This window comes from Pseudomonas sp. C32, assembly GCF_030417915.1.
Lineage (GTDB): Bacteria > Pseudomonadota > Gammaproteobacteria > Pseudomonadales > Pseudomonadaceae > Aquipseudomonas.
The window spans coordinates 1-5,837 of record NZ_JAUHUK010000045.1 but is presented as its reverse complement, the minus strand read 5'-3'; the positions used below and the strand labels follow the sequence as shown (position 1 = coordinate 5,837).

The following is a 5,837-nucleotide window of genomic DNA, read 5'->3' as shown; positions in this document are numbered from 1 at the left end:
TTTTTTTTGCCTGGGATTCGGCAAAACACCACCGAACCTGTAGGAGCCGGCTTGCTGGCGATTGCGGGGTGTCATTGTCGACTGACACGCCCTCATCGCCAGCAAACCGGCTCCTACAGGGTTTGTATTGTTTGGGGGTTCGCGATCAGTAGCAAAACCCGCTATCGTCGCCGCCATTCGAAATGAGGCGAGCATGGGCTATCTACTTTTTGTCACGCTGATCCAGGCGTTTTCCTTCAGTTTGATCGGCGAATACCTGGCCGGTCATGTCGACAGCTACTTCGCCGTGCTGGTACGCGTGCTGCTGGCGGGGCTGGTGTTCATTCCATTGACGCGCTGGCGCTCGGTGGAGCCGGCGTTCATGCGCGGGATGTTGCTGATCGGCGCGTTGCAGTTCGGCGTGACCTACGTTTGCCTGTACCTGAGCTTCCGGGTGCTGACGGTGCCGGAAGTCTTGCTGTTCACCATCCTCACGCCCCTGCATGTGACCCTGATCGAAGATGCGCTCAATCGTCGCTTCAATCCCTGGGCCCTGGTCGCGGCGCTGGTGGCTGTGGGTGGGGCGGCGGTGATTCGCTTCGACCGGATCAACCCGGATTTCTTCATGGGTTTCCTGCTGCTGCAGCTGGCCAACTTCACCTACGCGGCCGGGCAGGTGCTGTACAAACACCTGGTCGCGCGGTATCCGAGTGATCTGCCGCATTACCGACGCTTCGGCTACTTCTACCTCGGTGCCCTGGCGGTGGCGTTGCCGGCGTTTCTGCTGTTCGGCAAACAGAACTTCCTGCCCGAAGCCCCACTGCAATGGGGCGTGTTGCTGTTCCTCGGCCTGGTCTCAACCGCGTTGGGGCTGTACTGGTGGAACAAAGGCGCGTGCCTGGTCAACGGCGGCACGCTGGCGGTGATGAACAACCTGCATGTGCCGGTGGGGCTGTTGATCAATCTGCTGATCTGGAATCAGCACGAAGAGCTGGGGCGGTTGTTGCTCGGTGGTTCGGTGATTTTGATGGCGGTGTGGATCAGTCGCTTGGGCATCAAGCGAGAGGCGAGCCTGGTGTAGGCGCTGGCGCAGGCTGCGACCTTTTGATCTTGAACAACACAAGATCGCAGCCTTCGGCAGCTCCTACAGGGTTTTGTGGTGTTACATCAGGTGTTTTTCCTGCTCGGGGATGTGGCTTGCGCCGAGCATCGCCGGCAGCAGCCCGGCCCGCAGATCCGTGCCGCTTGGTTGCTGATACAGGCTCAAGCCAAACTCCGGCAGCACCGCCAGCAAGTAATCAAAAATATCCCCCTGAATCCGCTCGTAGTCCGCCCACGCCGTGGTGCGGGTAAAGCAGTAGATTTCCAGTGGCACACCTTGGGCCGTGGTCTGCATCTGCCGGACCATGCAGGTCATGTTCGGCTGGATCTCCGCATGGCTCTTCAGGTACGACAGCGCATAGGCGCGGAAGGTGCCGATGTTGGTCATCCGACGGCGGTTGGCTGACAGGGCCGCGACGTTGCCCTGGGCTTCGTTCCAGGCCTTGAGCTCGGCCTGTTTGCGACTAATGTAGTCGGTGAGCAGATGAACCTGCGACAGCTTGAACTCTTCTTCATCGCGCAAAAAGCGCACACCGCTGGCGTCGATGAACAGGCTGCGCTTGATCCGGCGCCCCCCGGAGGCCTGCATGCCGCGCCAGTTCTTGAATGACTCGGACATCAGGCGCCAGGTCGGGATGGAGACGATGGTCTTGTCGAAATTCTGCACCTTGACCGTGTGCAGAGTGATGTCCACCACATCGCCATCGGCGCCGACCTGAGGCATTTCGATCCAGTCGCCGACCCGCAACATGTCGTTACTGGTCAACTGCACGCTGGCGACGAATGACAGCAGGGTGTCCTTGTAGACCAACAGGATCACCGCCGACATCGCACCCAGACCCGACAGCAGCAACAGTGGCGAGCGGTCGATCAGCGTGGCGACGATGATGATCGAACCGAAGATGTACAAGACCATCTTCGTCAGCTGCACATAGCCTTTGATCGAACGTGTACGGGCGTGTTCGGTGCGGGCGTAGATGTCCAGCAAGGCATTGAGCAGGGAACTGACGGCCAACAGCAGAAACAGGAAGGTGAAGGCCAGGGCGACATTGCCAAGGAAGTTCAGGGTGGTCTTGTGCAGTTCGGGGATCAGGTTCAAACCGAACTGGATCACCAGCGAGGGCACGACCTGCGCCAGACGATGGAACACCTTGTTGTCGAGAAAATCATTGAGCCAGTACATCGACGGTTGTCGACCGAGCAATTTGACGGTGTGCAGGATGAGGTAGCGCGCCACTCGTCCGAGCATCAGCGCGATGCTCAGCAGCAACAGCAGAGCCAGGGCTGAGTAAACGCGTGGATGGTTCTCCAGCGCACTCCAGAGTTCTTGGGCGTTGAGCCAGAGCTGTTTGATATCCATGGGCTAGAACGATTCTTTTGTAAGGCAAGAAAGGTGATTAGAGCATTTAAGACGCTTTGATTTGCCTCTTGTGACAAAACTGGCAGCAAAAAAACCACTGTTTACTGCCTTTTGTACAAAGAAACTCGGCCTACGCGCTCGAAACCGTTACCCTATGCAGCTGTTTTTTTGTATTTCTTCGAGGTAGCACCCGTGTTTTCCCAATTCGCCCTGCACGAACGCCTGCTCAAAGCCGTGGCCGAGCTGAAATTTGTCGAGCCAACGCCTGTGCAAGCCGCGGCTATCCCGCTGGCGCTCCAAGGGCGTGACCTGCGGGTGACAGCGCAAACCGGTAGCGGCAAAACCGCTGCATTCGTTTTGCCGATCCTCAACCGTCTGATCGGCCCGGCCAAGGTTCGCGTCAGCATCAAGACCCTGATCCTGCTGCCAACCCGCGAGCTGGCCCAGCAGACCTTGAAAGAAGTTGAACGCTTCTCGCAGTTCACCTTCATCAAGTCCGGCCTGATCACTGGCGGCGAAGACTTCAAGGTCCAGGCGGCCATGCTGCGCAAGGTGCCGGACATCCTGATCGGTACGCCGGGCCGGATGATCGAGCAACTCAACGCCGGCAACCTCGACCTGAAAGAAGTTGAAGTGCTGGTACTCGACGAAGCCGACCGCATGCTCGACATGGGCTTCGCCGACGACGTTCAGCGTCTGGTTGACGAATGCACCAACCGCCAGCAGACCATGCTGTTCTCCGCCACCACCGGCGGTTCGGGCCTGCGCGAGATGATCGCCAAGGTCCTGAACAACCCTGAGCACTTGCAGCTCAACGCGGTCAGCCAGCTGAACGAAACCACCCGTCAGCAAATCATCACCGCTGATCACAACCAGCATAAAGAACAGATCGTGAACTGGCTGCTGGCCAACGAGACCTATCAGAAGGCCATCGTGTTCACCAACACCCGTGCCATGGCAGACCGGATCTACGGTCGTCTGGTGGCGCAGGAATACAAAGCGTTCGTACTGCACGGTGAGAAAGACCAGAAGGATCGCAAACTGGCGATCGATCGTCTGAAGCAGGGCGGCGTGAAAATCCTCGTCGCCACCGACGTTGCCGCTCGCGGCCTGGACGTCGATGGTCTGGACCTGGTGATCAACTTCGACATGCCACGCAGCGGCGACGAATACGTTCACCGCATCGGCCGTACCGGTCGCGCCGGTAACGATGGCCTGGCGATCTCGCTGATCTGCCATGGCGACTGGAACCTGATGTCGAGCATCGAGCGCTACCTCAAGCAGAGCTTCGAGCGTCGCACCATCAAGGAAGTCAAAGGCACCTACGGCGGACCGAAAAAGGTCAAGGCCTCGGGTAAAGCCGTCGGCGTGAAGAAGAAAAAGACCGACGCCAAGGGCGACAAGAAAAAAACCGCCGCCAAGACCCCGACCAAGCGCAAGAGCGCCAACCGGCCGAAAAGCGACTCCCTGGTGAGCAGCGATGGCATGGCCCCGCTCAAGCGCCGCAAGCCGGAAGCCCCGGCTGCTGAATGACGCACGGTACCTGCTGATAAAAAACCGGACATAGTCCGGTTTTTTTTATTTAAAAGATCGCAGCCTTTAATCGTCAGCTTTCAGCTTTTTTCTCCGCAGCGCCCAACTCCTTCAAACGCTGATCAATCAACTGGCACTTGTCCGGCAAGTCCTTGGCGGCGGTTCCCAGGTCCATCTTCTGCAATTCGTCGTTGATCTCCTTGGCCTTGGCCGGATTCTGTTCAGTGAGCCTGGTCACTTCCTGGGCCAGTTGCTCGCGCTTCTGCGTGGCTTCTTCCGGGGTGCAGGCCCAGACGGGAAGGGCGCAGGTCAGCGTTGCGACAAGGGTGAGCTTGAGTAGTGATTTCATGGGGGCAGGCCTCAGTTCCGGTTAAGGCGGGTTATCCGGTTGAGGGCTGCCACCCGTGGAAAGTTCACTCAAACACTTGCTCGCGATTTGCCATGACTCGGTATCAAACCTAACCACCATGGCAGCAACTCGCCGGGGCTTCGTCTTCATACCGGTCGTGATACTGCACCCACTCCATGATTTCCTCTTCATTGCGGCCCTTCGGCGTCAGGTCGAGGTAGTTGTAAGCCCCGACCAACATGTCCAAGCCACGGGCATAGGTGGAGTAGGTGTGGAAGATTTCGCCAGCCTCGTTGCGATAAAACACGCTCAGGCCTGGGAGTTCTTCTTCAGCACCGTCAGTTTTTTCGTAGTTGTAGGTAGCCTTTCCGGCGGCGACGTCTTCGGCTCGAGCTGTCACGCCGAAGTCGTAGTTGAAATCGCAACCTTCTGACGAGAACCAGTCGAATTTCCAGCCCATGCGCCGCTTGAATGGCTGGAACTCGGCGAACGGCGCGTGGGACACCGCCACCACGGCCACATCGTGGTGGGCCAGGTGCTGGTTGGCGCCGTCGATGTGGTCTGAAAGGAACGAACAACCCGGGCAACCTTCGTCCCAACCTTCGGCGAACATGAAGTGGTAGATGACCAACTGGCTGCGACCGCCGAAAAGATCCGCCAGTTTCAGTTCACCATTCGGCCCCTGAAAGTGGTAGTCCTTGTCGATCCTCACCCAGGGCAGAGCACGGCGTTCGGCGCTGAGTTTGTCCCGTTCTTTGGTGAAGGCTTTTTCGTGGGCCAAGTGCTGTTTGCGGGCGACCAGCCATTCTTCCCGCGACACGACGGGATGATTCTGAATGTTCATGGTGTTTTTCTCCTGCGTGGGGCTGGGAGTGGGCTTACACAGCCTAGTCGTTTGACCTGCACTGCATTCGACAGACCGCTGGTCGGTCGGTGTCTGACGGCAGGCTGAACGGCAGCCGCCGGTACCGGTCACAACCGTAAGGCCCTGACTTTCACGCGGGCATCCATCACATTGGCTCCGGAGGTTGAATCAGGATGACGACTTACAACTGGGATTTGATTGAATACTTGCTGCATGAAGTACAGAACGGTGCTGGCCACAGCTTCACGCCGCGACCTTATGCCGAGCAGTACGCTGCGCAGAAAGCCTCCGAAGGCGAGCCGATTGAAAACCTCGATCACCTGAAAACGGTGGCTGGCGAGTACGAAAAGTTACTGCTGATGCGAGGCTACATCGAACCGCGACCGGAGGATGAAGGGGGGAACGGCGAGAACTACATTTTGACGGCGCGGGGTTCGCGCTTGTTGAGCCTGATCGACAGCAGTATTCCAGGCAATGATCATCCTCGACAGGTGCTGGATGAGCAGGAAGATGCGCTGGATGAGGTGACGTTTGATCGGGTGGCGTCGAAGCCGCAGATTGCCTGAAGACGGTGTGTTTCCCTTGTAAGAGCGAGCAAGCTCGCTCTTATGTATGGACTCGCCCCCACTGTCTACCTGCTTTTTAAACAC

7 protein-coding genes are annotated in these 5,837 nt (G+C 58.1%); 3 read left to right on the top strand and 4 right to left on the bottom strand.

Going from position 1 to position 5,837, the window contains the following annotated elements:
• A partial coding sequence (locus tag QYH43_RS26805; RefSeq protein WP_301158516.1) for a hypothetical protein occupies positions 1-195 on the bottom strand: 195 nt, incomplete at its 3' end.
• Here QYH43_RS26805 and QYH43_RS26800 point away from each other — a divergent pair.
• Entirely contained in the window at positions 194-1,060 is an 867-nt protein-coding gene (locus QYH43_RS26800; protein ID WP_301158515.1) for a carboxylate/amino acid/amine transporter, read from the top strand. The two genes, QYH43_RS26805 and QYH43_RS26800, sit on opposite strands and share 2 nt — an antisense overlap.
• An 81-nt stretch (positions 1,061-1,141) precedes the next feature.
• Here the strand turns inward: QYH43_RS26800 and QYH43_RS26795 are convergent, their stop codons facing one another.
• Positions 1,142-2,440, bottom strand: coding sequence for a mechanosensitive ion channel family protein (locus QYH43_RS26795; protein ID WP_095058947.1), 1,299 nt, complete (start codon positions 2,438-2,440; stop codon positions 1,142-1,144).
• A 192-nt stretch (positions 2,441-2,632) separates the two neighbouring features.
• On the opposite strand from QYH43_RS26795, the gene QYH43_RS26790 reads away from it, so the two are divergent.
• The gene (locus QYH43_RS26790) at positions 2,633-3,973 is read left to right on the top strand and encodes a DEAD/DEAH box helicase (protein WP_053156346.1); all 1,341 of its coding nucleotides are present in this window, start codon (positions 2,633-2,635) and stop codon (positions 3,971-3,973) included.
• 73 nt (positions 3,974-4,046) lie between these two features.
• Here QYH43_RS26790 and QYH43_RS26785 read toward each other — a convergent pair whose 3' ends face one another.
• Both QYH43_RS26785 and QYH43_RS26780 read right to left on the bottom strand, forming a co-directional pair.
• Complete coding sequence (locus tag QYH43_RS26785; RefSeq protein ID WP_095058948.1) at positions 4,047-4,322, bottom strand: hypothetical protein; 276 nt, start codon at positions 4,320-4,322, stop codon at positions 4,047-4,049.
• A gap of 109 nt (positions 4,323-4,431) precedes the next feature.
• Entirely contained in the window at positions 4,432-5,166 is a 735-nt protein-coding gene (locus tag QYH43_RS26780; protein ID WP_095058949.1) for a thioredoxin family protein, read from the bottom strand.
• 194 nt (positions 5,167-5,360) lie between these two features.
• Between QYH43_RS26780 and QYH43_RS26775 the strand changes: the two genes are divergently transcribed.
• Positions 5,361-5,753, top strand: a complete 393-nt coding sequence (locus tag QYH43_RS26775) for a transcriptional regulator (protein WP_095152161.1) — start codon at positions 5,361-5,363, stop codon at positions 5,751-5,753.
• The last annotated feature ends 84 nt before the right edge of the window (positions 5,754-5,837 follow it).